Origin of the sequence: Prevotella sp. oral taxon 317 str. F0108, from assembly GCF_000162415.1 — a bacterium.
GTDB lineage: Bacteria > Bacteroidota > Bacteroidia > Bacteroidales > Bacteroidaceae > Prevotella > Prevotella conceptionensis.
In genome coordinates this window covers 281812-307680 of the sequence record NZ_GG740075.1, presented here as the reverse complement: position 1 = coordinate 307680, position 25869 = coordinate 281812, and the positions used below count along the sequence as shown (strand labels likewise).

Here is a 25869-nt window from a genome sequence, read left to right as displayed (position 1 = left end):
CCTTAATGCTATGGGCGTTTATTCTATTAACTTCCCATGCTTTTTGAGTATGGAGAGAAACGCACTCCATTCTGCTGCTCGTTTGTCTTTTGCTTCCTTAATGGCTTCATTCGCTTTTGCATATTCACTGTCGTTCTCAATATGGCGTGGATAGCAGTCGCTCAGATAAAACTTACCCGACTCTGTTTCGGAGACTAACGATAAGTCTGTGAAGATTTGACTGTCAAAAGAAGACACAAACGTTGCAATACGGAGTAAAACCTTGTCATACGAATGTACTTCTATGTTGCGATAAATCGGGAAGAGCTGATTTGTAGGCTCAAAGTCTTGGAAAACAATCTCTCGGGTCTGCACGTTGAAAGACTTGATGTTGTCAAGCGTAAAGAGGCATGGGGTTAAATGAGAAGATTTCGTTATACGAGTTGTTCCCACTGCAAACAGTTCTGCCTTTGACCCTTGTTCGGCTGGAGGTAAAACCTGATTATCCCCATTGGTGCAACCAATGAACAACAAAGAAAGGACGAACACTTGTAATAAGCATATACTCTTTTTCATATCAGTACTTTTTTTAGGTGACTTTTATAAATCGTTTATACGAAAGCAAATTACTTGATGATGTACTTTTTTACAGTTATATGTACATCAGCCATCAATCCTACAAGGATAAGATGGTTGTTTAAGGGCAAGCGCCTTGCGCGGACACCAGTATGCAGCTAAGCAAAGTGCATGCAAGGCAGAGGCTGCCTCTTTTCATCATTTTCAACTTTGTAAATTGTTACAAGGCTAATCGTGCTCCAAAGATAGCATTTTTTGTTGATATTTCCAAATAAAATAATTCATTTTATATCGAGATGGACTCAACAACCGCCCCAAGAGACATAAAGGTTAGTGCATCAATACGCTTAACCTTGCCCTTTAAGGGTAAACAAACTGAGGTTAAAGGCTTTAACGTCATTGTTGGTGGCTCGCCAATTAACGGGGAAAACGACAAAATGCGATGTGCCCATTTTAAGTAACGAGCGTGTTGCCAGTGCGCTCTCTTTATTAAGAGATCGCCTTGACTATAATACTTCTATAAATAGAGAGGAGCTTGCTATCTTTATGATACACAAAAAACAAGATAAGTGCTCCTCGATATGCACGATATGGAACGAAGATAAAGAAGCAGCCTTGACTTTGAATATCTCCATAGATCGAGAGGGAGCTTGTTATCTTTGTGATGCCAACACAAGATAAGCGCTCCTCTCATATACATAGTTGCAGGACCTAACAACTCACGGGCTTATCAACTCACGAACCCCCAACAACTCCAAGATACATCAATTCAAAAACTTGCAAGCTCATCAATACGTCAACTCAAAAGCTTAAAATTATTGTTTTTGTTTTACAAATTCGTTCTAAATTTTACACCATTCTGGCGAGAACAACGCCCTAAAAGCATACAATTAGCCACCATTTTTGGCCTTTTACGACTTTTGTCTTGTCTGTTTTTAAGAGCAAAACCTGCGTTTTGTACCATTTCGCCTTTCTAGTTTGGTTACCGACTCGTAATTTTTCAACTCCAATTTCCCGCTTTTAGCTACGAAAACTCCACTTTTTAACGGCCATTTTGCCCCTTTTGAGCCATGTTTTTTATGGTTAGAAAAGGTTTTTGTCTATATCATGCAGTGAATTTTTATGCTTTTCGTTACGCATTTAGCACCAAAATGGCTTGCATTTAGCATCAAAACGCACTGCGTTTAGCACCAAAATGCACTGCATTTAGCACCAAAATGCACTGCGTTTAGCACCGAAATGCACTGCGTTTAGCACCGAAATGCACTGCGTTTAGCACCAAAATGCACTAGATTTAGCAGCAAATAGCCCAAAGTCTGGTGCAAATTGCGGTTTTATGCAGTGCGTATTCATTTTGTATGCATTTACTACTAACCCTTATTTGCGCCAAAAAGAACCTTCGCGAGAATGAGTTATTTGCACTCGGCTGAACGATTGGTGAATTATAAGCCACTCATAATGTTAAAATTCTTGCCGAAAAGCGGACAAAATTTATTGGCTGACAAGTTTATCAGTTGACGAGTTTGCCAGTTGTAGACACACAAAATTGCTTTTGTGAAATAGTTGTTAGAAGAATGTAAGACGTGCGTAGCATTGCATCAATAAACCCTTACGCAGAGAAAACGCACTTTTGAGGAACGAAAAAAGAACACTTTTTGTTTGCATACGCTGCACCTATGGCTTTCCAAATCCATTTCCGTTTGTCTATGTCTCGTCCGCTCGTCAACTCGTTTAATATTTGTTCATATTGTCGTTAATGGCATCCGATGCAAAGATAGAAAAGATGTTCATGTCGGCATCTTCGATGCTTAGTTTGTCCATTTCAGGGTTTAATCTAAACACCACATACGAACGAACCAGAGCGCCGTGTTCGTTCTTGGCCCTGAAACTCACTTTGAAAGCGTAGCCAAGAAACTGACTTTTAAACTTTTTCTGCTTTTTCTTGTATTCTTCGAGTATGCGCTGGCCGTCTGCAAGCATCTTTTGTGCCTGCGGAACGGTTTTCACCGACTCCGAATAGCGCGCTGCCGAGTCGGTAATTTGTTTCACCTTGTCGAGCATATACTGTGCCTCGTTGGTGGCTCTAAATTCAGAAAAGAGCGAGTCTACCCTGCCGCGCTCCACCAATTGGTACGAGCGTGGGTCGTTAAGGTTCTTTCGCATAAACTCCTCGGTTAGCTTATCGGCTTGTTTTTCCTTGTTCTCGCACGACGTGAAGGTGAGGGCGAACAGCGAAATGAACAACAAATGAAGTACTCTTTTCATCCTCTGCTGGTGGTTTAGGTGAGACGTGCGTGTGGCACGTCTTTCTTTTTCGCACGCAAAGGTAGTAAAAATGCCCTTAACGCACAAGCCTTGCACGCTAAATTGGCGCAACAATCAGCAGCCTTTACCCACATTGGCTGATGTGGCTCTGTTGATGCAGCATTGGGGTTTGTGGCCAAACTCCACCTGGGGTAATAGGCTTGTCGGCAGTCGACTTGTTGATGCGGCATCGGGTTTGCGGCCAAACTCCATCCTACCTAAGCGTTGGACACGTGCCATCGGCGACTAGTGGCTGCACGTTAAAAGCCGAAACGAAGTTTTAGAACTTGCTCACGGGGTTTGCATTTTTACGCTTTTCTTTTCTTATTCGTAGGATGTTTTAGGTTACATTGCCTTACTTTTATAGTTTTATTTTAATTACGAAGTATTCGTAATTTATTGTTATATACACCAAAAATCAATCGTTTAACTTTATTTAAAACTTAATCCCTTGCTTTGTTTACGAAAAGTTCGTAGATTTGCAGTATGAGTTAAACGTTACATAACAATGAAGATAGAGAAGCTTTCAATTCAAGAAGAAGAGGTGATGCGTTGTGTTTGGCAATTGGGCAGGTGCAATATCAAGGCTATTGTCGAGCTGTTGCCTCAGCCTGCACCGCCTTATACCACGGTGGCATCGGTTGTTGGCAACCTCAAACGCAAGGGGTATGTGGCGGCACAACGTAAGGGCAACGGCTTTGAGTACGTGCCTGCCGTTAAGGAAAAAGACTATAAGCGGAACTTCGTGTCGGGATTTGTGCGCGATTACTTCAAAAACTCGTTCCGCGACATGGTTTCGTTCTTTGCACAAGAAGAAAAAATATCGCCCGACGAGCTGAAAGACATTATCGACGAGATAGAAAACGGCGATGTGGCAAAGGTGTGAACATGGTATTATATCGCGTGCCATCTCGCTTTCTATGCGCCTATTTAAGTGGGCATCGCCCTTTTACCTAAGGGTTTTGGGCAAGTCCATTTCGTTATCATTACCTAAATTACCCTAGCAAATTATACCCATGTTGACGTATCTGATAAAAGCAAACGTTGTGTTGGTGGTGCTTTTCGGGTTCTACCAACTCATTAGCGCAGGCGACACTTTCTTTAAATGGCGGCGCCTGTCGTTGCTCACAGTCTACGTGCTGTCGCTGTTGTTGCCCACGATAGACCTCTCTGTGCTGGTTAACGAAACTGCACCGCTGAGCAATATCTTACCGCGCATGGCCTATAACCTGCCAGAAGTGACGGTGCAACCCGCACACGACACCTTTGATTGGCAGCAGCTAGCCGTTTGGCTATACACAGGTGTGGCCTTGGCTTTGCTTTTGCGCGTGTTTTGGCAGGTTGTTGTGGTGTGCAGGTTGGCACAGCGCAGCGAACGCGCAACGTTGCACGGCACAGCGGTTTGTTTGTTGACGGGCGATTACAACCCCTTTTCTTTCTTCCGCTGGATATTTATCAACCCCGACGACAAGACGCCGTCGCAGGTTCAGCAGATACTGACACACGAACAAACGCACGTGGCGCAGTGGCATTCGGCAGACGCGTTGCTGTCGCAACTCTTTGTCGCCGCCTTTTGGTTCAACCCTGCGGCGTGGCTTATGCGCCTGCAAGTGCGCAACAATCTTGAATATCTGGCCGACCGCTCGGTTATCAATGGCGGAACGGACAAAAAGGCCTACCAATACCATTTGTTGGCAGTGGCCTATCGAACGAATGTAGCTACAATAACTAATAATTTCAATGTATTACCCTTAAAGAAAAGAATTAAAATGATGAATAAGCAAACATCCAATCCGTTGGCACGCTTTAAGTACTTGCTTTTCGTGCCGTTGGCCGTCGCTTTGCTGGCGATGAATAGTACCACAATTAGGGCGAATGTGCAGAAAAAGGTGGTGAAGACCACCAAAGTCACGAAGAAAACAGGCACAACCGACAAGGTGTATGAGGTATGTGAGCAGATGCCTACCTTCCCTGGTGGGGATGCTGCACTGATGAAATACCTTTCGGAGAATGTGAAATACCCCGCTCTTGCCATAAAAGCCCAAGAGCAAGGCCGCGTTGTGGTTAGCTTTACAGTAGAGAAGGATGGGGCAATATCCGACGTAAAGGTAGCCAGGTCGGTAACACCTTCGCTCGATGCCGAGGCGGTAAGGGTGGTAAAGGCCATGCCTAAATGGACTCCGGGTAAGCAAGACGGCCAACTGGTGCGCGTAAGGTATAACGTACCTGTGTCTTTCAAATTAAATTAAAGAACAAGTAAGGTTGACAAGTTAATGAGTTGACAGGCTAACGCGGGGCAGGTTAGTGGTCTACCCCAACTCCTTGTTGGCTCGTTAACTTGCCAACGCACCACCTTTTTTCATCGCTTAATGGCAGATAGAGCTGATACCTTAATAAATAAACACGACGTTTTCGTTAAGCCAAATGAACAATGCCGAGCTTGCTCGGACATTGTCATGGCGAGAAAACGCACTTTTCGAGGAACGAGAAAAGAACGTTTTCGTTAAGCCAAATGAACAATGTTGAGTTTACTCGGACATTGTCATGGCGAGAAAACGCACCTTTCGAGGAACGGAAAAAGAACCATTTAATATATTAATGAGAATGAAGAATAGACAAAAAACAAATTCGTTTGCAGGCTATAAGTACCTGCTTTTCGTGCCGTTGATCATCTCTTTGCTGGCGATGAATAGTACCGCGATGAGGGCGAATGTACAGAAAAAGGTGGTGAAGACTAATAAAACCACGAAAAAATCAGGTGCAAACGACAAGGTGTATGTGGTGGTTGAGCAGATGCCTAGTTTCCCTGGTGGGGACTCAGCCCTGTTGAAATACCTTTTCGAGAATATAAAATATCCCATGTCTGCGTTGAAAGCCCAAAAGCAAGGGCGCGTTATGGTTCGCTTTACAGTAGAGAAGGATGGGGCTATAACCAACGTAAAGGTAGCTAGGTCGGTAACACCTTCGCTCGATGCAGAGGCAGTAAGAGCAATAAAGTCCATGCCTAAGTGGTCTCCAGGTAAGCAAGGCGGCGAATTTGTGCGCGTGAAGTATAACGTACCTGTGACTTTCAGATTAAAATAAAGAACAAATAAGGTTGACAAGTCAATGAGTTGACAGGCTAACGCGAGGCAAGTTAGCGGTCTACCCCATCCCCTTGTTGGCTCGTTAACTTGCCAACGCACCACCTTTTTCATCGCTTAATGGCAGATAGAGCTGCTGCCTTAATAAATAAACAAGAACGTTTTCGTTAAGCCAAATGAACAACGTCGAGCTTGCTCGGACATTGTCATGGCGAGAAAACGCACTTTTAGAAGAACGGAAAAAGAACCATTTAATAAATTGATGAGTATGAAGAATAGACAAAAAACAAATTCGTTTGCAGGTTATAAGTACCTGCTTTTCGTGCCATTGGCTTTCGCCTTGGTGTTTATGGCCAGCTGCAAAAGAAAGACGAAAGTGCAAGAACAAGTTATGGAGGGCACAAAAGTTGAAGTGAAAGCAGAAACGGGCGAGGACACTGCACAAATAAAGAATGCCGAACCATCGGATAAGGCGTATGAGGTGGTTGAGCAGATGCCTACTTTCAAGGGCGGAGATGCTGCATTGATGAAGTATCTCTCGGAGAACATTAAGTACCCCGAAGCAGCCGAGAAAGCAGGAGAACAAGGTCGCGTTGTGGTTAATTTCATTGTAGAGAAAGACGGGGCGGTATCTAACGTAAAGGTAGTTAGGTCGGTAACGCCGACACTCGATGCAGAGGCGGTAAGGGTTATAAAGGCCATGCCCAAGTGGGTTCCCGGCAAACAAGACGGCAAGTTTGTGCGCGTTAAGTATAACGTACCAGTGTCTTTCAGATTACAATAGTATACAGTTAGACTGGTGACATTGACGAGTTAATGGGTTGGCAAGCGAATGTGGGGTTGGCTAGTGGCTTATTCCCCTCCTCCTTGTTGGCTCGTTAACTTGTTAATGAAATGCCTTTTAGCATTTTAAAGGCTGGTTATGCCGTTTACTTAACGAGATAATACGTTGCATCTAATAAATAAATGCGCATGAAGAATAAACAAACGCCTAAATTGTTTGCAGGCTTTAAGTGTCTGCTTTTCGTCGTTTCGGCCCTCATATTGTTGGTTATTGTCATCGCTCCTGCAAGCGCGAACGCGCAGGATAAAAGGGGAAAGACCACCCAAACGCGTAAAGACACCGCCACAGACGATAAGGTTTACGAGGTGTGTGAGCAGATGCCCATCTTCGAAGGCGGTGATGCTGCACTGTTGAAATACCTTAGAGAGAACTTGAAATACCCAGACAAGACTAAGGACAGAGGGGTGCAAGGGCGTCTTGTAATAGGTTTTATTGTCGAGAAAGACGGCTCTCTAACCGACGTTAAGGTGTTACGGCCAGTGGATATAGACCTTGATGCCGAGGCATTAAGAGTGATAAAGGGCATGCCCAAATGGATTCCTGGCAGGCAAAATGGGCAACGTGTGCGCGTAAGATACCTACTGCCCATACATATTTGTTTGCAATAGGTGTCCTTGTATCTTTTTTTATCCTTGCTTATCACCCAAGAAATTAATATATTTGCAAAGTGACAGCAATGCAAGACTGCTGTAACGTATAACCATTTAAATAATCATGAGTATGAATAACAAACAAGCACCTAATCTGTTTGCAGGCTTTAAGTGTCTGCTTTTCGCCATTTCGGCCCTTGTCTTGTTGGTTATTGTCTTCGCTCCTGCAAGGGCGAACGCGCAGGATAAAAGGGGAAAGACCACCCAAACGCATAAGGACACCACCACAGGCGATAAGGTTTACGAGGTGTGTGAGCAGATGCCCATCTTCGAAGGCGGTGATGCTGCACTGTTGAAATACCTTACGGATAGTGTGAAGTATCCCGAATTGGCTAAGAAACATGGGGTGCAAGGGCGCGTTGTAATAGACTTTATTGTCGAGAAAGACGGCTCTCTCACTGACATTAAGGTGTTACGGCCAGTGGATATAGCCCTTGATGCCGAGGCATTAAGAGTGGTTAAGGGCATGCCTAAATGGATTCCTGGCTGCCACGACGGGCAACTTGTGCGTGTGGAATATAACGTACCTGTATCCTTTAGGCTGAAACCACTGGAGTGAATGCCTGGTGGCTTAGCGAAATGATGTGCTAATTGGGGGGTGATTACAGGTTGAGAGTCGGCAGGTTGGTAATAGAACGACCGAAAACCGACGGCTAAATCTGTCTGTTTGTCAACCCGCCTACTTGCTAACTTGCCTATTTTATCCTTGCTTATCAGCAAAAAAAATAATATATTTGCAAAGTGATAGCAATGCAAGACAGCTGTAACGTATAACCATTTAAATAATCATGAGTATGAATAACAAGCAAACCCCTAATCTGTTTTCAGGCTTTAAGTGTCTGCTTTTTGCGGTATTGGCCATCACTTTGGCTGTTCTTCTTGTTCCTGCTAGGGCAAACGCGCAGGATAAGAAGGAGAAGGGGAAGACCACGCAAACGCAGAAGGACACCACCACCGACGATAAAGTGTACGAGATGTGTGAGCAGATGCCCACCTACAAAGGAGGGGAAGAGGCAATGATGAGATTTCTTTCGCAGGTAACAAGGTATCCACAACGGGCCCAAGACTTCGGCATACAAGGCTGTGTTGTGGTTGGCTTTATCGTTGAGAAAGACGGGTCGCTAAGCGACTTTAAGTTCATACAGCGGGTAGACCCTGAACTTGATGACGAGGCTTTAAAGACTGTAAAGGCTATGCCTAAGTGGAATCCAGGTAAACACAACGGTAAAAATGTACGTGTGCGGTATAGTGTACCAGTTGGTTTTAAGCTTATATAAATGAGGTGTAAACCAGCGGTTGACTTCTCAACTAACCAACTTCCATCGCCTGTCGTGCGATAAATCTCTCTGCATGTTAGTCAAATTCAATGTTAGATAACCTCAATACACAATCACAAAAATAGAAGAATGAAGATGAAGAACAAGCAAGCCTGCAAGCGGTTAGTAGGCTTTGATTGTCGGCTTTTTGCCGTATTGGCCTTTGCCATTATGGCTGTTGTCTTCGCGCCAGCAAGGGCGAATGCGCAGAGAAAAGCGCGAAATAAGTACGTACGGCCCAAGCGGATTGAGGTAGACAATAAGGTTTACAATGTATGTGAGCTGATGCCATGCTTTAAAGGAGGCGATGCAGCACTGCTGCAATATCTTGGTAAGACGGCCAGATACCCTCAATCGGCACAGAAAGCCAAAAAGGAAGGGTGCGTAATAGTGAGTTTCATTGTAGAAAAAGATGGTTCGCTGTCTGACTTTAAGGTTGAACGAGCGGTGGATGCAGCCCTTGATGCCGAGGCCTTGCGTGTGATGAAGGCCATGCCTAACTGGTTGCCAGGCCAGCAAGACGGCAGATTTGTACGCGTGAGGTATAATGTACCCTTGAGATTTAAGCTGAACTAAAAACAGATAAGGGCCATAACGCTGTTGCCAGTAGACGAGTTTGCAAGTTGACAAGTTGACAAATTAACGAGTTAACAGGTTGATAAATTACACGGGTTGACAAGTTTATAAGCCAGCAAATGGCTCTGCTTACGGCCTATTGTCAACCCATAAACTTACTCACTTATAACCTTAGCAACTAAATTCCCACAAAAACAAGGTCTAAACATCACACTAAATGCCCATTTACAACTTCGCCTTAAACTCGTCGAAAACCTCTTTATAGCCATTAAACACGTTAATGTCTACCTCGCCTTGTATGCCTTGCACCCGTCCGTCGGGGCATAGTTGCCAATACACCAAGTGCACATCGGGTTTGTATTCGCCATAACGCGCAATCCAAATGTCGTAGTCGCGCTTGATGTCGGGAGCCAGTGGCAAGTAGCGATTAACAAATTGCTGACTGATATACAGAATGGGACGTTTGCCCGTTCGTTGCTCAACAATAGTGAGCCAAGTGCGAACAGCCTTGAAGAGCACCTCCGCACCACCCATCTTGGCAATCTGTTGTGGACTGGGTTCCACGTCGAGAACAGGCGGAAAGTCGCCTTGCGATATGTACGAATGGCGTAAGAAATGGGCAGCTTGCGCTTCGGCAGGCGAGTAAATGGAGAAGAAATGGTAAGTGCCAACGCTGAAACCGTGAGCGCGAGCTTGCTTATAGTCGGCCTTGTAAAAGGGATTGAGCAGCGATTTGCCCTCGGTACTCTTGATATAAATAAACGATATGGGATAGTTTACCTGCCCATGAATGGCCTTTCGGCTAGCCGTTCCCAAGTGAATGATGCGCAATTGGTTCCATTTGATGGGATGTACGCGCTTGTTGATGACGTGTTGGTATTTCGAAATGTCGATACCATAGATGCGTTCGGTGGTATAAGTAAGGCGTTCGCCCAGATATTGGCCTGCTTTCCATTCGCCAACCTTCACTTTGGGCTGCGCAGTAAGGGCAAATCCCTTACCTGTTTGGGCATCGTTTTCCCAATGTCCTTCGTAGTGGCTGCCGTCGTTGCCCGTATATTCGCCGTGTCCGCTGGCCATCATCTTACTATTAAAGCTGCCCACGTACACACCTGCGGCATCTTCGCGAGTGCCACTCACCAGCGTGTCGGCATTCCAACGTCCCGTAATTTTCCGCCCTTTGCTGTCGTGCGCCGTGCCCATTCCCTGCCGTTTTCCGTCTTTCCACTGTCCTGCATACACCACACTATCTTTCAGCCACAACACGCCATAGCCATGACTGCGGCCACGAAGCACCGTGCCTTGGTAGCAAAGGTCGCCTTCTTGTTGCAGCACCTGCGCCGTTCCATCGCCGTTAAGTGTATTCTTCTCGAAGTGGCAAGCGCCGAAAAGTCCCACGACCAGCAATGCCGTGAGCCAAAGAAAGCGTTTAGGATGGTTTATTTTTCGTTCCATAGCATTTTGGCGATGATGTTGCGAGGCACTATACCTACACCGTTATACATTCCAACGAAACGTCCCCACGCACTGAACACGGGCGAACCTGCTTGTCCCAGCGCGGCGTGCATGCGCAGGCAGCTATCCCTTTGCACGCTGGCCGCCCATACAGCAGCACTGTCTTTAACCGTGGCCAAGGGGTCTAAGCCCAATCCAGGCACGCTTGCCACGCGCACCTCTCCCGTTGCCGACATGCCCCAAGGCAAGGCCGAAAGCGCATTTGCGCGCCAAGGTTTTCTCTCGTTTGTGGTTTGTAGCAGGCACAAGCCCCATTGTTGGTCTTCGCGCAAACATTTGGTAGCGATGCTCTTGCCGTCGAAAAGCAGGGCATAACGCGTGTGGCGCAACACCCGCAGTTGCTTTTCCTTACGCAACACAGCAAGCCTTTTGCTCACCTTTTGCACCTCGGCCAACCGCGTTTTCAGCTTATGGGCGTAGGCCAAAACGGCCGTATAGCCTTCGTCTTGCATGCCGTGCACCTTCATATAGTAGTTGATTTCCTTCACTTCTCGTTTCAGTTGTTTTTCTTGTGCAAGCAGTTTGCCCAATGTTTTCTGCACCATCGTGTTCACATCAGTGGGCAATTTCCCCTTATCAGCTGTGCCATGAGGCATGGCAGCGACAACCCTACCACTGCACGAGGGCAGCAATGCAAACCTGTTAACCCAGAAACCAGAGGTGAGATGGGGCGTTTTAAGTAAGTCTGTGGGGCTTGTTGCTGCCTTGGCGAAAGTGCTATCGGGAGCTACTTCGGCAAAAAACACCACCTTGTCGGCACCTGTACCCACGGTGTACCACAGGTTGCTCTGCACAACCACAACGCTATTGCGCATCTGCCGTTGCGAAGAGAAACAGCACATCACGGCATAAACCAGCGCGCCAACCAACAGCACGGCGGCCACAAGGCTCCATGCCATGCCCTTGCTCATCCTTCTTTTCTTTCTTTCCATTGTTCCGGTCTTAGGCGTTTTTCCCGCCTATGTTGTCGATTATCGGTGCAAAGTTAATCTAAAAATCCTAATCTTGCACACCCCCACTCACGAAAAAATGTACACCTGCAAGATGTACAACGCATGCGCACGCAATCGTTTGCATTATTTTTTGCACATATCTATAGGTGTCACATGCCGTTTTCGACATTTTATTTTATCTTTGCAAAAGGAACAGGTGTGCGAAACGAGCGCGCGTTTCCTTGTTGTTCCACCTTTATGACACGTTTATTCAATAACTAACAACAATATGAAAAGATTTGTTTTGTCTGTATGCTTGGTGCTGCTGTGTGCTTTCAGTGCCCTGGCGCAAGAGGTTAAGTCGCCCAATGGCGATGTAAAGGTAAACTTCGCACTTAACAATTCGGTGCCCACCTACACCGTAACCTTCCGCGGCAAGGCCGTTATCAAGCCTAGCCGCCTAGGCTTTGAACTGGTAAAGGGCGGCGACTTGCTGGACGGTTTTACGCTTGTGGGCGAAGAAAAGGGCTCGGCCGACGAGACCTGGACGCCCGTTTGGGGCGAGAACCGCACAATAAGAAACCACTATAACGAACTGTTGGTGCGGCTCGAACAGAAGTCTACCGAGCGAATGCTCAACATCCGCTTTCGCGTTTACGACGATGGGGTGGGCTTTCGCTACGAGTTTCCGCAAGAAGGCAAGCTGAACTACTTCCAGGTGAAGGATGAACGCACCGAGTTTGCTATGACGGGCGACCACACGGCGTGGTGGATTCCTGGCGATTACGACACACAGGAGTACGAATATACCCAGTCGCGACTCAGTGAGGTGCGGCAGAAGATGAAGGGGGCTATTACGGATAACTTGTCGCAAACCCCATTCTCGCCCACGGGTGTTCAGACTTCGCTGATGATGAAGACGGCCGAAGGGCTGTACATCAACCTGCACGAGGCGGCTTTGGTGGACTATCCGGCAATGCACCTCAACCTAAACGACCGCGATATGGTGTTCACCTCGTGGCTTACACCCGATGCAAAGGGCGTTAAGGCTTACTTGCACACGCCCTTCCGCAGCCCTTGGCGCACGATGATCATTACCGACGACGCACGTCGAGTGCTTGCATCAAACCTTATTCTTAACCTTAACGACCCCTGCAAATACACAGACACGTCGTGGATACGCCCAGTTAAGTACGTTGGCGTTTGGTGGGAGATGATTTCGGGCAAGGGCGATTGGGCCTATACGAAGGAACTTCCCTCGGTTATACTGGGCGAAACAGACTACACCAAGGTGAAACCGTCGGGCAAACACTCGGCCAACAACGCCAATGTGCGCCGCTATATCGACTTCGCCGCCGAACATGGGTTCGACCAAGTGCTGGTTGAAGGCTGGAACATTGGTTGGGAAGACTGGGCTGGAAACATGAAAGAGAAGGTGTTCGACTTCCAAACGCCTTATCCCGACTTCGACATCAAGGCCTTAAACGATTATGCCCACTCAAAGAACGTTCGGTTAATGATGCACCATGAAACGTCGTCGTCGGTGATGAACTACGAACGTTACATGGATCGTGCCTACAAGTTGATGAACCTCTACGGATATAACGCGGTTAAAAGCGGATATGTTGGCAACATCATTCCGCGTGGCGAGTACCACTATGGGCAAGTGATGGTGAACCATTACTTGGAGGCCGTGAAACGTGCAGCCGATTATAAGATTATGGTTAACGCGCACGAGGCGGTTCGCCCCACGGGTTTGTGCCGCACTTATCCCAACCTTATCGGCAACGAGAGTGCACGTGGCACCGAGTTTCAGGCCTTCGGGGGCAGCAAACCAGGACATACGGCCATACTGCCATTCACTCGTTTGCAGGGTGGACCGATGGATTACACGCCCGGCATCTTTGAGATGGACTGTGCAGGTGGCTCGCATGTAAACTCTACCATCTGCGGTCAGCTTGCGCTTTACGTTACGATGTACAGTCCGTTGCAGATGGCGGCCGACTTTCCAGAGAATTATCTGAAACATCCCGACGCCTTCCAGTTCATTAAGGACGTGGCCGTAGACTGGGATCGCTCACTATATCTTGAGGCCGAACCTATGGCCTACATCACGGCAGCCCGCAAAGCCAAGGGCACCGACAATTGGTTTGTGGGCTGTGTGTCGGGCAATGCGCCGCACAAGTCGCAGCTGTCGTTGTCGTTCCTTGATAAGGGGCGCAAATACGAGGCAACAATTTACACCGATGCACCCGATGCCGACTATCGCACCAACCCGAAGGCTTATCGTATAGAACGCCGCACCGTGACTTCTGCCACAAAGCTTTCGCTCACAGCCGTGGCTGGTGGTGGCTACGCCATATCAATCGTACCTAAACGATAAAGGTTTGGCACGAGGGTTTGCTGTTGGGTTTTGCCATAAGCCCTTTATGCCACCGTGCGTATGCACTTATGTAAGGTAAGAAAGGAATGAGCGCGACATAGGGCAGAGAAAAAATGTTTTTGAAGTTGTTGCGAAAGGCAGAACAAGCCTAATGCGTGCAGCAAGTAGTCATTACACAGGTTAAGCTCGTAACGCCCAAATCAAGCCCACTCACACAGGCACGATGGCTCAATGCCACGTAGACAGCCCCTTGTTGTGTAGCAATTGCATTCTAGCTGCATTGCTAGAAGTTGGCAGTTGCCACGCATTCACTCGCAGAATGCAACACAACAAGGGGCTATTTACGTGGCATTGTGCGTTAAAGTGGGTTGCGAGGTGTTGAAGTTGGGGGGGTGAGGGAGGATGCTTAGTTCCAGAAAAATTGATGCTTTACTCCATAACAGCCCACTTGTCAACCTGAAAACTCTTCGACACATCCACTTGCTAGCCCTCTTTTTGTCCGCTTTTCAGTGTGAGTTTTAACATTATGAGTGCCCATTTTACCCACCAACCGCTCACCTTGCCGCAAAAAATCGATTCTCGCGAAGGTTGGTTTTGATGCAAAAAGGGGGTAGCTTGTAAACGAAGGTAAGATGAATATACATTCATCAAACCGCCATTTGTACCAGATTTCGGCCTATTTACCACCAAAATCAGTGCATTTTGGTGCAAAACGCAGTGCAATATGGTGCAAAACGCTGTGCGTTTTGGTGCTAAATGCAGTGCGTTTTGGTGCTAAACGCAAGGTAAAATGGTGCTAAATGCAGCACAAAATGCTACTAAACGCGAAACAAAAAGCATAAATATGCACTACTATAGCATAAACAAAACCTTTCCGAACCATTAAAAAGAGGACTATAAAGGGCAAAATGGCAGTTAAAAAGTGGGGTTTTAGGGGCTAAAAGCGGATAATTGGGCGTAAGAAATAATGAGGTGGCAACCAATCTAGAAAGGCAAAATGGTGCAAAATGCAGGTTTTTCGCTTAAAAATAGACCGAGTGAGAGATGCGGAAGGCTGAAAACAGTGCCAATTTGCCCAATTTACAGCCAATATTTTCGCTAGAATGGCGATAAAATTAGAGTGGTATTGTAAAATAAAAATAATATTTTTTAAGCTTTTTAGTTGATAAGTTGGCAAGTTGACGGATTTGTGAGGTGGGGAGATGGTGAATTGATGGGTTTGTGAGTTGACGAGCTTGTAAGTTGATGAATTTGCGAGATGGGGAGATGTCGAGTTGATGGGGTGGCAAGCTAATAAGCTTGTAAGTTGATGAATTTGCGAGATGGGGAGAGGGCGAGTTGATGGATTGGCAAGCTGACAAGTTTGGTAAGTTGACGAATTTGTAAGATGGGGAGAGGGCGAATTGACGAGTTGACAAGCTGACAAGTTTGGTAAGTTGATAAATTTGCGAGATGGTGAGATGGTGAGTTGATGGGTTGGCAAGCTGATGAGTTGGTAAGTTGATGAGCTCTTGAGTTGTCGAGTTGTTGAGTTATCGAGCTATGCTTTATGTAAACAGAAAAAAGACAACTTCCACCTTGAACAAAATAAGGCGCAAAGCTCCGCCACTTGCGCCAACTGTCACGTTGGGGTTAACATGCTACAAACGGCAAATCTTTCCACCATAAACAACTATTAGCATGATGTTTAACCCCAATGGTCAACGAGAATATGGCTGTTAGCCAAGCGCCCCCACCTAAACAAACGCCGCATGAGAGGGAAAAACCGAATGGTGTTGGGTGTCTGCAAACCAACAATTCCCATTGGTTGCACACGCTACAACACGCAAAAGGGACCCGAAACGCGTTCGAGCCCCATCCAAATAACCACTAATTTCTTTAACAACTAAATTTACATAACAACTAAAATCTATCCGCCATCGCGGCGTTGTGTGCCTATTGCACGTTTAAGGCATGGCAAGCAACTTGCCTTCAAGGTCTACATTAACCTGTGCACTGGTTACTCGGGTAAGAACTAGCCCTTGCCTTGTACTTGTCATCATCATGAAAGGCACCTTCACACCACCCACATTGCGGTAGTCTTCGTACCTTATCACCCCGGCGGGCGACGTGGTTTGCCTTATCAAGCCGTCTTTACGCGACATGCACACCATCATCTTATATCCCGACCGGTAACGAACTTCCAGTTCAAAACAGGCTTCACCATCCAAATCTTTCTCACCAACGAAGGCAAGCGACACCACGTCCGACGTCTTCTTGTTCACATAATAGTCGAACAACGGGCCAAGAAACTTCGACCCAATGATGTACGATTCAACCATACCGGCTGGCATTGGCTCTGTTTGCGGCGTTGGGGCGGAGTTAAAAGTCCATCCCTTGTCCTTATATGCACATACCATCATCGTGCCAAGAGGCGACTTCACTCTTTGGTAGAAGGCTACACCAGGAACCAAGAGTGTAGTAACGGGCATTTCGCCCCCTTGTGTTACAACCACCTGTTGCAGTTGCAACGATTTGACCTTGGCTGCCGCTGTCAATCCGCCTAGTTGGCGAACGTTTTGCGAACAGATGTCGTCTACGGTCTGTCCGAAAACGCCTACGACAGCCAAAATCCACGACAACATTAACGTACCTACTCTTTTTGTAAAACTCTCCATAAGCTTAATATCTCTTTTTGAACAATGATTACTTGAAAACTGCTTTAAATCCACATACATTAAAAGAGCCGCCAAACGCCTTCACAGGTTTTAAACTTTTTCTTGCAAGAGGCATCCGGCGGCTGTACTATCCTAAATACCTCTGATGCAAAGTTAGGCCGAAAATCGCCACGTTCAAAGCCCAAGAATATAAAATAGATTAAGGCAAAATGAAAAAAGATGAAAGGCTAAAGCCGCGTTAACATAAATATACGCATTAGTTACGCACTTTAAGTTGCGCCAATAAGCACACACGAAACTTTCGGAGCATAAAAGTGGACAAACAGAAAAATAAAAACCACAAAAGGGGAATAGTCAGACCATTAGCACTAACGTTAAAAGACGTATATGAAAAAGAAAATAAAAGATGCAGCAAGATGGGAAAAACACGCCCGAGAGCGTGAGAAACTAGGCAAAAACAAGCAAAAAACAGACTTAACCCCTAAGCTAAACTACAGCACCATTAGAACAAAGAAATTAAACATTAAGCACAAGATTTACACCAAAAAGACCTTCGTTAAAAAGTGATGAACGTGTTTTGTAAACTAAATCGCATAACCTTTCACTTCTTCAACTTTACGTTATCGCTTTCATCCAGGCAGTTAGCCGTCCTTCTCCTTCGGTGTTCGCCCATACATTCCATTTGTCAACAGCATCACATTCTCCCTTCAAACAGCACGTCCGCCCCACCCTGCCGCCCTTTTTTAGCTATGCCCACATTTCTTTTGCACATCATGTCTGCCCTTGCACTATCACCAATCCACGTTACCTAAACACACAACTACCACGCATCCTCCACAAAAGCATACCTTATATAACGCGCGCGTACGCGAGAGAAAGAAGACCATAACGTTTCCACACCACGGCCTGCATCGCACGAAAGCCATCACCCTACCCCATTCGCCCACTCGCACCAATGCCATAAGAGCAAGTTGTAGCCCGCTGCCATGCCTAGCAGAGCAAACCAATTTGAGAAAACAAGTGGGGCCAATAGCCATGCACCAAACCAACCACGCCAACGAACCATCCTGCCCCAATTGGCCCTTAAAAAGCAGTAAAGGCACTTTTTACAAGCCACCAGGAACAAAAAAGACACGAAAAAATTTGGAACTACTAAAAAAAAGCAATACCTTTGCACCGCATTTAACAGCAAAGCGATTTTTCAACATCGACGGAAAAGGAAGTTTGGGTGAGTGGCTGAAACCACCAGTTTGCTAAACTGACGTACGGGTTACCGTACCGGGGGTTCGAATCCCCCAGCTTCCGCACGGTTTTAATAATCGCATGGTGGATTCATCTAACGGTTAGGATACAAGATTCTCAATCTTGGCATAGGGGTTCGATTCCCCTATCCACTACCACAAAAAGGGCTTTTGCGCATGTTCGCAAAAGCCCTTTTTGCGTTAACCGATGCAAAACAACACCGCCCAACCCATCTTTATGCCCACCAACCTTGGGCATTCTGCCACTTTTTTTATACTTTTGCCATACGTAAAATGCGTGCACTTAGCGCACCCACATGTTGGGGACGGCCACATGAAATGTAATGAAAGTGCAACTTTTAATGTCTGCCTAACGTCTATACAGTATGATTGAACTAAAAGACATCAACAAAACATACTTTGGCGCACAGCCCTTACATGTGCTCAAAGGCATCAACCTCACCATCGGCGACGGCGAGTTCGTCTCCATCATGGGTGCATCGGGGTCGGGAAAGTCTACACTTTTGAACATCCTCGGCATTTTGGACAACTACGACACAGGGGAATATCGCCTAGGGGGAACGCTCATTAAGGACCTGTCCGAGCGGCGCGCCGCCTATTATCGCAACCGTATGATTGGTTTTGTTTTCCAATCATTCAACCTCATTGGCTTTAAAACGGCTGTGGAAAACGTAGAGTTGCCCCTGTTTTACCAAGGCGTGTCGAGAAAGAAACGCCACACCATGGCCATGGAATACCTAGAAAAGCTAGGGCTTGCACAATGGGCCAGCCACTACCCCAACGAAATGTCGGGCGGACAAAAGCAGCGCGTGGCCATAGCCAGGGCACTGATAACCAAGCCGCAAATAATACTTGCCGACGAACCTACGGGCGCGCTCGACTCTAAAACCAGCGTTGAGGTGATGCAACTGATAACCAGCCTAAACCGGAACGAAGGCATTACCACCGTGGTTGTGACCCACGACCCTGGCGTGGCCGAACAAACCGACAGACTGATAAGGATTAAAGACGGACTGATTGTTGACGAAGGGCAGAACAAACAGCCCCAAACACGCCAGCACACATAAACACACTTAACCGTAAGAACCAATTATGTACACGCTCATAGCCGAAATATGGTCGACCACCCGGCGCAACAAGTTGCGCACGGCACTCACGGGTTTTGCCGTGGCATGGGGCATATTTATGCTGATATGCTTGCTGGGTGCGGGCAACGGACTAATCAATGCCGCCACACAAAACATGGACCGCTTTCTTAGTACCTCGATGATGGTGGGCGGCGGACATACAAGCAAGGAATATAACGGCCTGCCCAAAGACCGTTCCATCACGCTGAACGACCAAGACATCAAAACCACGCAAAACCAATTTAAGCAGAATGTTGAGAGCGTTGGCGCAGAAATAGAATTGGGCAACCAAACCATCACGCTGGGCGACAACTACGAAACGGCATCGCTAACGGGCGTTTATCCCAACGAAATAGACATCAACAAACGTAAAATGCTCTGCGGAAGGTTTATCAACCAAACCGACATGGAGCAGCAACGCAAGGTGCTGGTGATAAGCAAAAGTCGTGCAGAGGGTCTGTTGCCCAGCAAGTGGCAGGGCGTTGTGGGGCAACATGTAACGATGGGAGGGCTGGCATTCCTCGTGGTGGGCATCTATTCGGACGACGAGAGCATGTTCCGCAACATCATGTACGCCCCCTTCACCACCATACGCACCATATACAATAAGGGCGACAAAACGGAAAACATCATCTTTAGCTTTAAGGGACTAGACACTAAGGCCGCAAACGAGGCTTTTGAACAAAGCTATCGCCGTAAAATTAACGTCCAACACGAAGCCGCTCCCGACGACGAGGAGTCTGTTTGGATATGGAACCGTTTTACCGACAGCTTGCAAATGAGCACAGGTACGGCCATCATACGCACCGCCCTGTGGATTGTGGGCATCTTTACCTTGCTTAGCGGCATTGTTGGCGTTAGCAACATCATGCTCATCACCGTAAAAGAGCGCACACGCGAGTTTGGCATACGCAAGGCCATCGGTGCAACACCGTGGTCGATATTAAAGCTCATCATCACCGAGAGCGTCATTATCACCCTCTTCTTCGGCTATATCGGCATGATGCTCGGCATAGGTGCGAACCTTTGGATGGACGCAACCATCGGCAACACCACCATGGACGTGGGCGCATTTCAACAGAAAATGTTCGTCAATCCCACCGTGGGGTTCGGCGTTTGCATGCAAGCCACGCTGCTCATCGTTATCGCCGGCACCATAGCGGGCCTTATCCCTGCACGCAAAGCGGCCAAGACACGACCCATAGAGGCTCTGAACGCGATGGACTAACAGAACGCAATGGCATAAGGAAAATGAGATGAGAAGGAGTTGGTGCGGGAGAAACGGACGGGCAAGCATCATCGCAGCAGGTGAACGCACTAACAACCTAGCAGCAAACTCGCTAACTTGTTAGCTCGTCAACTGGCACAGAACTTGTCAACACGCCAACAGGTACAGCTCTCGTTAACTGGTCAACTGGTCAATTGGTCAACAGGGACAGCCCTCGTTAACTGGTCAACTGGTCAACTCGTCAACAGGCACAGTCCTCGTTAACTAGTCAACTCGTCAACTTGTCAACTAATTATATACAATGATAGATCTCGACAGATACAAAGAAATACTGGACACCCTGACACGCAATAAAACGCGAAGTTTCCTTACGGGGTTCGGCGTCTTTTGGGGCATTTTTATGCTCGTGGCCTTGCTAGGAGGCGGCAAGGGACTGCGCGAATTACTCTCATCCAACTTCAAAGGCTTTGCAAATAACTCGGGCGTGTTCATTGCACAGAACACAACAAAGCCTTACGACGGCTTGAAAAAGGGCAGGAGCTGGAGCATGGTGTACAAAGACCTGGAACGAGTGCGCCAACAAGTGCCCGAAGTGGACAGGGTTACGCCCATGATTAGCCGATGGGGATTTACTGCCGTGCACGAAGACAAGAAGTCGTCGTGTGTGTTTAAGGGTCTGGAAAAGGATTATCAACACATCGAAGCGCCCGACTTGTATTACGGCCGATACCTTAACGACTTGGACAACCTGCAAAAACGTAAGGTGTGCATCATCGGCAAGAAGGTGTACAAGACACTTTTCCCTAAGGGCGGAAACCCTTGCGGCAAGGAAATCCGTGTAGGTCCGGTGTTCTTTAAGGTGGTGGGCGTGGATTATAGTCCGGGGGAACTTAACATCAATGGCAGCGCAGAAGAGTCTGTTGTTGTGCCGATAGACGTGATGCGAGACGCTTTTGCTATGGGCGACACCATCAACTTGCTGTGTTTTACGGCCCATAAGGGTTACAAGGTGAGTGAGATTGTACCCAAGATACGCACGGTATTGGCACGTGCACACCATGTAGACCCCACCGACGAAAAGGCCTTGCCTTCCTTTAATATGGAAGCACTCTTCGGCATGATGGACAATCTGTTCAACGGAGTAGACTTCTTGGCGTGGCTTGTAGGCATCGGAACGCTGCTGGCAGGGGCCATCGGCGTGAGCAACATCATGATGGTGACGGTGAAAGAGCGCACCACCGAGATAGGAATAAGGCGCGCCATCGGGGCAACGCCTCGCAATATTCTCACCCAAATCATCACCGAGAGCATCACGCTTATCAGCGTAGCGGGCATGTCGGGCATCGTTTTCACGGTGATGATACTGCAATTGGCCGAAATGGGCAGTACCACCGACGGCATCGTAAGCGCCCATTACCAAATCAACTTTACCACTGCCGTGGGCGCAGTTCTGTTTCTTTGCGTGCTTGGCGTGCTTGCCGGACTAGCGCCGGCATTGCGAGCCATGAACATTAAGCCCGTAGACGCCATGCGCGACGAGTGACAAATGGGGCGGCATACGCCCAAAAAAACATACCGAAACAAAACAATAAGACATAAAAACATTAACAAAGGAGACCCCAGAAACAACGCCCTCGCAACACGAAAGGCTAACAAGGGGAATGACGTTATGAAGAAGAAAATCATTGTGGCAGTGCTTATAGCCATCGTGTTCGTAGGCACATTCGTGTTTCTCTGGGCCAAATCGCAGCCCCAACCCGAACAATACACCGAACTGACGGCCAGTGTTAAGGACCTGAAAAAGACCACGGTTATTACCGGACGCATTGAACCGCGCAACGAAGTGAACGTGAAACCGCAGATTTCAGGCATCATTACCGAGATTATGAAGGAGGCGGGACAACCCATACAGGCGGGTGAGGTGATTGCCAAAGTGAAGGTTATACCCGACATGGGGCAGCTTAGCGGTGCACAGGCGCGAGTTAGACTGGCCAACATCAACCTGGAACAGGCCAAGGCCGAGTACGAAAGGGAGAAGACTTTGTTTGACAAAGGATTGGTAGCAGCACAAGAATACGAGAAGGTAAAGCAAGTTTACCAGCAAGCCAAAGAAGAAAGGTCGGCCGCCGACGATAACTTGCAGGTGGTGCGCGACGGCGTTTCGAAGAGCAACGCCAAGGCTAGCTCTACGCTGATACGCTCTACCATCACGGGAATAATACTCGACATCCCCGTGAAAGTGGGCAATTCGGTTATCCTAAGCAACACGTTCAACGACGGAACCACCATTGCCAGCGTGGCCAACATGAACGACCTTATCTTTAAAGGCAACATCGACGAGACCGAAGTGGGGCATGTAAAGCCGGGAATGACCATGAAAATAACCATCGGCGCATTGCAAAACCTCAACTTCACGGCCTCGTTAGAGTACATTTCGCCCAAGGCGGTAGAGTCTAATGGTGCTAATCAGTTCGAGATTAAGGCCGCCGTACACGTGGGTAAGGGTACAAACATACGCAGCGGTTACAGTGCCAACGCCGAAATTGTGTTGCAAGCAGCCAACAATGCGCTCACCGTTCCCGAAAGTGCCATCGAGTTTAGCGGCAAAGACACATACGTTTACATCCCCAAAGGCAAGGGCAAAGAGCTTACTTACGAACGAAGAAAGGTGAAAACAGGACTTAGCGACGGCATCGACATTCAGATATTGAGTGGTCTGAAAGCTGGCGATAAGGTTCGCGGACCAAAGGTTGTTGCCCCAACAGACACTGAAAAAGACAATTAAAAAAACAATCGTTTAAATGTTACCAATATGAGAAAGCTAAAAACCTCATTGCTTTTCGCGGCCTGCGCAATGGCCTTCACAACCGCCTGGGCTAACGATGTGGACGTGAAAACATTCCGCTATGCCGGACCTTTCGACCTACCTGAGCCTGTTTTGATAGACAGCACCGATGCACAACAAAAGTCGTTCGCGTCCGAGTCGCTGCTCAACACGCCCCTTCACCTTAGCTTGGCACAGCAAGGACGCATCGTAAACGCCGGCAACATGCCCACATCTTCTGCCCCTTATGCCCTACACCTGCTGCAATTCAACATCCAAAACGCTGCTTACCGCAAGGTGGGCATCGAGCTGAAAGGGCTGAAACACTATCAGGTGTACGTAGACAACAAGCTGGTTTCACCATCAGACGTGGCTTTGCAACCGCAAACCCACAACGTGGTGATTAAGTATCTCAGCCAAAAAGACTCTACATACAACCTCTCTGTGCGGCTAACCAACGTGGGCGACAGCCTTACAACCAACACAGACACACGCCGAACGCTCACGCTGAGCGACATCCAAAACGGCCTACAATACTATCGCCTAGGCCTATCGGCCAACGGACGCTACCTCATCACCAACTATTACGACGTGATGGACGGCGGTTACACGCGCTACTCGTGGCGACTGACCGACCTTAAAACGGGAACCATCATGCGCGAGACAGACGAATCGATGAGTTGGATACCCGGAACAAACCGCTTTTACACCATACGCAAGGGACGCGAGGGGCGCGACGTCATCGCTACCGACCCGCTAACGGGGCGCGAACAGACACTGGCCACGGGCATTGGCGAAGGCAACATCACGCTCGCACCCAATGGCGAGTATCTTATACTGAGCACATCGCAAGAAGGGCCAAAGGAAGATGCCGACATCTACGAAATAACACAGCCCGAAGACAGGCAACCAGGCTGGCGAACACGATGGAATTTGTCGCTCGTCGACTTGAAAACAGGACTGACCAGGCCGCTTACGTTCGGCTATCACAACGTTTCGCTCGAAGACATATCGGCAGACGGGCGCTATATTTTATATATGGTGTCGCGTAGCCGATTGGAAAAACGCCCCACAACGGTTTCTTCGCTCTACAAGCTAGATGTAAAGACTATGCAAACCACATGCGTTGCCCACGACGAAGGCTTTCTTTCAGAGGCGCGTTTCTCACCCGATGCATCGGTACTCTTGGTTAAAGCCACGGCCGAGGCATTCAGCGACGTGGGCAAAAACGTACCCGAAGGCAGCACACCCAACATGTACGACTATCAACTCTTTGCCCTAAACGTGAGCAACAAGGCCGTAACGCCACTCACGAAGACCTTCAATCCAAGCATCGAAAACTTCTCGTGGAACCCGCGCGACGGACAAATCTACTTCACGGCATTGGATAAAGACCAACAAAAGCTTTTCCGCCTGAACCCTAAGACGAACAAGTTTACCCGACTCAACATGCCCGAAGACTACGTCACTAGGGTTTCTTTCGCCCACAATGCGCCGCTGGCCGTTTGGTATGGAGAAAGCGCATCCAATTCGGACAGGCTTTACACGCTGAACTTAGACAATGGAAAGAGCAACCTATTGGAAGATTTGAGCAAGCTGAAACTAAAAGACATTGACCTAGGAACGTGTACGCCGTGGAACTTCGTTTCGTCTCGTGGCGACACCATCTCCGGCCGTTGTTATCTTCCCCCACACTTCGACCCGAACAAAAAGTACCCCATGATCGTCAACTACTATGGTGGTTGTTCGCCCGTGAGCGTTTATTTCGAGAGCCGTTACCCCCTGCACCTCTATGCTGCACAAGGTTACGTGGTGTATTTGGTTAATCCCAGCGGTGCCGCCGGTTTCGGACAGACGCACGCTTCGCGCCATGTCAACACCGCGGGTAAAGGTGTAGCCGAAGACATTATCGAAGGAACAAAGGCGTTTCTTAAAGCCCATCCATACGTAGACCCCAAGCGCGTGGGCTGTATCGGTGCATCTTACGGCGGATTTATGACCCAATACCTGCAAACACAAACCGACATCTTCGCCGCAGCCATATCGCATGCAGGCATAAGCGACCACACCAGCTATTGGGGCGAGGGCTATTGGGGATATAGTTACAGCGAGGTGTCGATGGCAAACAGCTATCCTTGGACACGTAAAGACCTCTATGTCGACCAAAGTCCGCTGTACAACGCCGACAAGATACACACGCCCCTACTCTTCCTTCACGGCAATGCCGATACCAACGTGCCCATCGGCGAGAGCATTCAGATGTTCACAGCCTTGAAATTACTGGGCAGGCCCACGGCATTTGTTGTGGTAAACGGCGAGAACCACACCATCATGGACTACCAAAAGCGCATAAAATGGCAGAACACCATCTTCGCATGGTTCGCTCGTTACTTGCAAAACAACCCCTCATGGTGGCAAGCACTCTATCCTGAAAAGAAACTATAACACAAAATAAACACCTTAAAATCGGGTTAAGTTCTGCGTTTTTGAACTTAACCCGATTTTGTTTTAAGGCAAGCTCTAAAACTTCCCTCATTGGATTTTAGGCCTTATCCGTGCAGAAATGAGGTCATCTTTACCACTCTCCCTTTCTTATCTTCGCTCAGGAGAATT

Annotated in this window: 23 protein-coding genes and 2 tRNA genes; 20 read left to right on the top strand and 5 right to left on the bottom strand. The window is 47.7% G+C overall.

Features of this window, described 5'->3' with window-relative positions; translation table 11 throughout:
* Positions 1-18: 18 nt before the first annotated feature.
* Positions 19-555 carry a hypothetical protein gene (locus HMPREF0670_RS12545; protein ID WP_009231528.1) on the bottom strand — a complete coding sequence of 179 codons (537 nt, stop codon included), beginning with the start codon at positions 553-555 and terminating at the stop codon, positions 19-21.
* Positions 556-2286: 1731 nt separating this feature from the next.
* Entirely contained in the window at positions 2287-2820 is a 534-nt protein-coding gene (locus HMPREF0670_RS12540) for a hypothetical protein (RefSeq protein WP_044078295.1), read from the bottom strand.
* A gap of 70 nt (positions 2821-2890) precedes the next feature.
* Here HMPREF0670_RS12540 and HMPREF0670_RS16460 point away from each other — a divergent pair, with 70 nt between their 5' ends.
* The 9 genes from HMPREF0670_RS16460 to HMPREF0670_RS12500 all read left to right on the top strand — a co-directional run bounded on the left by HMPREF0670_RS16460 (position 2891) and on the right by HMPREF0670_RS12500 (position 9328).
* Positions 2891-3109, top strand: a complete 219-nt coding sequence (locus HMPREF0670_RS16460; protein WP_157579642.1) for a hypothetical protein — start codon at positions 2891-2893, stop codon at positions 3107-3109.
* A gap of 258 nt (positions 3110-3367) precedes the next feature.
* Positions 3368-3745 carry a BlaI/MecI/CopY family transcriptional regulator gene (locus tag HMPREF0670_RS12535; protein ID WP_009231526.1) on the top strand — a complete coding sequence of 126 codons (378 nt, stop codon included), beginning with the start codon at positions 3368-3370 and terminating at the stop codon, positions 3743-3745.
* Between the two features lie 130 nt (positions 3746-3875).
* Positions 3876-5108, top strand: coding sequence for a TonB family protein (locus HMPREF0670_RS12530; protein WP_044078273.1), 1233 nt, complete (start codon positions 3876-3878; stop codon positions 5106-5108).
* A gap of 355 nt (positions 5109-5463) precedes the next feature.
* The gene (locus HMPREF0670_RS12525) at positions 5464-5943 is read left to right on the top strand and encodes an energy transducer TonB (protein ID WP_232213928.1); all 480 of its coding nucleotides are present in this window, start codon (positions 5464-5466) and stop codon (positions 5941-5943) included.
* 267 nt (positions 5944-6210) lie between these two features.
* Positions 6211-6726, top strand: a complete 516-nt coding sequence (locus HMPREF0670_RS12520) for an energy transducer TonB (RefSeq protein WP_232213927.1) — start codon at positions 6211-6213, stop codon at positions 6724-6726.
* 188 nt (positions 6727-6914) lie between these two features.
* On the top strand, positions 6915-7394 hold the full coding sequence (locus tag HMPREF0670_RS12515) for an energy transducer TonB (protein ID WP_232213926.1): 480 nt from the start codon (positions 6915-6917) through the stop codon (positions 7392-7394).
* 106 nt (positions 7395-7500) lie between these two features.
* On the top strand, positions 7501-7995 hold the full coding sequence (locus HMPREF0670_RS12510; RefSeq protein WP_009231520.1) for an energy transducer TonB: 495 nt from the start codon (positions 7501-7503) through the stop codon (positions 7993-7995).
* 235 nt (positions 7996-8230) lie between these two features.
* A complete protein-coding gene (locus HMPREF0670_RS12505; RefSeq protein ID WP_232213924.1) occupies positions 8231-8713 on the top strand; it encodes an energy transducer TonB in 483 nt (160 codons plus the stop codon).
* A 129-nt stretch (positions 8714-8842) separates the two neighbouring features.
* A complete protein-coding gene (locus tag HMPREF0670_RS12500; RefSeq protein WP_009231518.1) occupies positions 8843-9328 on the top strand; it encodes an energy transducer TonB in 486 nt (161 codons plus the stop codon).
* A gap of 225 nt (positions 9329-9553) precedes the next feature.
* On the opposite strand, the gene HMPREF0670_RS12495 is transcribed toward HMPREF0670_RS12500, so the two are convergent.
* Together HMPREF0670_RS12495 and HMPREF0670_RS12490 are read right to left on the bottom strand one after the other, a co-directional pair.
* Complete coding sequence (locus HMPREF0670_RS12495) at positions 9554-10783, bottom strand: GH25 family lysozyme (RefSeq protein ID WP_044078272.1); 1230 nt, start codon at positions 10781-10783, stop codon at positions 9554-9556.
* The gene (locus HMPREF0670_RS12490) at positions 10768-11775 is read right to left on the bottom strand and encodes a trypsin-like peptidase domain-containing protein (protein WP_009231516.1); all 1008 of its coding nucleotides are present in this window, start codon (positions 11773-11775) and stop codon (positions 10768-10770) included. The genes HMPREF0670_RS12495 and HMPREF0670_RS12490 overlap by 16 nt, the downstream gene beginning before the upstream one ends.
* Before the next feature lie 289 nt (positions 11776-12064).
* Between HMPREF0670_RS12490 and HMPREF0670_RS12485 the strand changes: the two genes are divergently transcribed.
* Positions 12065-14158 (top strand): glycoside hydrolase family 97 protein, encoded by a 2094-nt coding sequence (locus tag HMPREF0670_RS12485; RefSeq protein WP_009231515.1) that lies wholly within the window; start codon positions 12065-12067, stop codon positions 14156-14158.
* 1751 nt (positions 14159-15909) lie between these two features.
* Positions 15910-16047 carry a hypothetical protein gene (locus tag HMPREF0670_RS16455; protein WP_157579641.1) on the top strand — a complete coding sequence of 46 codons (138 nt, stop codon included), beginning with the start codon at positions 15910-15912 and terminating at the stop codon, positions 16045-16047.
* 57 nt (positions 16048-16104) lie between these two features.
* Here the strand turns inward: HMPREF0670_RS16455 and HMPREF0670_RS12480 are convergent, their stop codons facing one another.
* Positions 16105-16815 (bottom strand): hypothetical protein, encoded by a 711-nt coding sequence (locus HMPREF0670_RS12480; RefSeq protein WP_232213923.1) that lies wholly within the window; start codon positions 16813-16815, stop codon positions 16105-16107.
* 387 nt (positions 16816-17202) lie between these two features.
* Here HMPREF0670_RS12480 and HMPREF0670_RS12475 point away from each other — a divergent pair, with 387 nt between their 5' ends.
* The 9 genes from HMPREF0670_RS12475 to HMPREF0670_RS12440 all read left to right on the top strand — a co-directional run bounded on the left by HMPREF0670_RS12475 (position 17203) and on the right by HMPREF0670_RS12440 (position 25701).
* Entirely contained in the window at positions 17203-17382 is a 180-nt protein-coding gene (locus HMPREF0670_RS12475) for a hypothetical protein (RefSeq protein ID WP_009231513.1), read from the top strand.
* A 441-nt stretch (positions 17383-17823) separates the two neighbouring features.
* Positions 17824-18072, top strand: a complete 249-nt coding sequence (locus HMPREF0670_RS15875; protein WP_157579640.1) for a hypothetical protein — start codon at positions 17824-17826, stop codon at positions 18070-18072.
* Positions 18034-18120 (top strand) — tRNA-Ser (locus HMPREF0670_RS12470). Before HMPREF0670_RS15875 ends, HMPREF0670_RS12470 begins: the two co-directional genes overlap by 39 nt.
* Positions 18121-18140: 20 nt before the next feature.
* Positions 18141-18215, top strand: a tRNA-Glu gene (locus HMPREF0670_RS12465).
* Between the two features lie 227 nt (positions 18216-18442).
* The gene (locus HMPREF0670_RS12460) at positions 18443-19144 is read left to right on the top strand and encodes an ABC transporter ATP-binding protein (RefSeq protein ID WP_009231511.1); all 702 of its coding nucleotides are present in this window, start codon (positions 18443-18445) and stop codon (positions 19142-19144) included.
* Between the two features lie 25 nt (positions 19145-19169).
* Positions 19170-20432 (top strand): ABC transporter permease, encoded by a 1263-nt coding sequence (locus HMPREF0670_RS12455; protein WP_009231510.1) that lies wholly within the window; start codon positions 19170-19172, stop codon positions 20430-20432.
* A gap of 301 nt (positions 20433-20733) precedes the next feature.
* On the top strand, positions 20734-21975 hold the full coding sequence (locus tag HMPREF0670_RS12450; RefSeq protein ID WP_009231509.1) for an ABC transporter permease: 1242 nt from the start codon (positions 20734-20736) through the stop codon (positions 21973-21975).
* A 126-nt stretch (positions 21976-22101) separates the two neighbouring features.
* The gene (locus tag HMPREF0670_RS12445; RefSeq protein WP_044078294.1) at positions 22102-23217 is read left to right on the top strand and encodes an efflux RND transporter periplasmic adaptor subunit; all 1116 of its coding nucleotides are present in this window, start codon (positions 22102-22104) and stop codon (positions 23215-23217) included.
* Positions 23218-23244: 27 nt separating this feature from the next.
* On the top strand, positions 23245-25701 hold the full coding sequence (locus HMPREF0670_RS12440; RefSeq protein ID WP_009231507.1) for a prolyl oligopeptidase family serine peptidase: 2457 nt from the start codon (positions 23245-23247) through the stop codon (positions 25699-25701).
* Positions 25702-25869: the final 168 nt, after the last annotated feature.

Excerpts from the sequence above, each read along its gene's own strand:
- HMPREF0670_RS12545 (WP_009231528.1), bottom strand. The coding sequence starts at position 555 with ATGAAAAAGAGTATATGCTTATTACAAGTGTTCGTCCTTTCTTTGTTG.
- HMPREF0670_RS12540 (WP_044078295.1), bottom strand. The coding sequence starts at position 2,820 with ATGAAAAGAGTACTTCATTTGTTGTTCATTTCGCTGTTCGCCCTCACC.
- HMPREF0670_RS16460 (WP_157579642.1), top strand. The coding sequence starts at position 2,891 with ATGCCCTTAACGCACAAGCCTTGCACGCTAAATTGGCGCAACAATCAG.
- HMPREF0670_RS12535 (WP_009231526.1), top strand. The coding sequence starts at position 3,368 with ATGAAGATAGAGAAGCTTTCAATTCAAGAAGAAGAGGTGATGCGTTGT.
- HMPREF0670_RS12530 (WP_044078273.1), top strand. The coding sequence starts at position 3,876 with ATGTTGACGTATCTGATAAAAGCAAACGTTGTGTTGGTGGTGCTTTTC.
- HMPREF0670_RS12525 (WP_232213928.1), top strand. The coding sequence starts at position 5,464 with ATGAAGAATAGACAAAAAACAAATTCGTTTGCAGGCTATAAGTACCTG.
- HMPREF0670_RS12520 (WP_232213927.1), top strand. The coding sequence starts at position 6,211 with ATGAAGAATAGACAAAAAACAAATTCGTTTGCAGGTTATAAGTACCTG.
- HMPREF0670_RS12515 (WP_232213926.1), top strand. The coding sequence starts at position 6,915 with ATGAAGAATAAACAAACGCCTAAATTGTTTGCAGGCTTTAAGTGTCTG.
- HMPREF0670_RS12510 (WP_009231520.1), top strand. The coding sequence starts at position 7,501 with ATGAGTATGAATAACAAACAAGCACCTAATCTGTTTGCAGGCTTTAAG.
- HMPREF0670_RS12505 (WP_232213924.1), top strand. The coding sequence starts at position 8,231 with ATGAATAACAAGCAAACCCCTAATCTGTTTTCAGGCTTTAAGTGTCTG.
- HMPREF0670_RS12500 (WP_009231518.1), top strand. The coding sequence starts at position 8,843 with ATGAAGATGAAGAACAAGCAAGCCTGCAAGCGGTTAGTAGGCTTTGAT.
- HMPREF0670_RS12495 (WP_044078272.1), bottom strand. The coding sequence starts at position 10,783 with ATGGAACGAAAAATAAACCATCCTAAACGCTTTCTTTGGCTCACGGCA.
- HMPREF0670_RS12490 (WP_009231516.1), bottom strand. The coding sequence starts at position 11,775 with ATGGAAAGAAAGAAAAGAAGGATGAGCAAGGGCATGGCATGGAGCCTT.
- HMPREF0670_RS12485 (WP_009231515.1), top strand. The coding sequence starts at position 12,065 with ATGAAAAGATTTGTTTTGTCTGTATGCTTGGTGCTGCTGTGTGCTTTC.
- HMPREF0670_RS16455 (WP_157579641.1), top strand. The coding sequence starts at position 15,910 with ATGAGAGGGAAAAACCGAATGGTGTTGGGTGTCTGCAAACCAACAATT.
- HMPREF0670_RS12480 (WP_232213923.1), bottom strand. The coding sequence starts at position 16,815 with ATGGAGAGTTTTACAAAAAGAGTAGGTACGTTAATGTTGTCGTGGATT.
- HMPREF0670_RS12475 (WP_009231513.1), top strand. The coding sequence starts at position 17,203 with ATGAAAAAGAAAATAAAAGATGCAGCAAGATGGGAAAAACACGCCCGA.
- HMPREF0670_RS12460 (WP_009231511.1), top strand. The coding sequence starts at position 18,443 with ATGATTGAACTAAAAGACATCAACAAAACATACTTTGGCGCACAGCCC.
- HMPREF0670_RS12455 (WP_009231510.1), top strand. The coding sequence starts at position 19,170 with ATGTACACGCTCATAGCCGAAATATGGTCGACCACCCGGCGCAACAAG.
- HMPREF0670_RS12450 (WP_009231509.1), top strand. The coding sequence starts at position 20,734 with ATGATAGATCTCGACAGATACAAAGAAATACTGGACACCCTGACACGC.
- HMPREF0670_RS12445 (WP_044078294.1), top strand. The coding sequence starts at position 22,102 with ATGAAGAAGAAAATCATTGTGGCAGTGCTTATAGCCATCGTGTTCGTA.
- HMPREF0670_RS12440 (WP_009231507.1), top strand. The coding sequence starts at position 23,245 with ATGAGAAAGCTAAAAACCTCATTGCTTTTCGCGGCCTGCGCAATGGCC.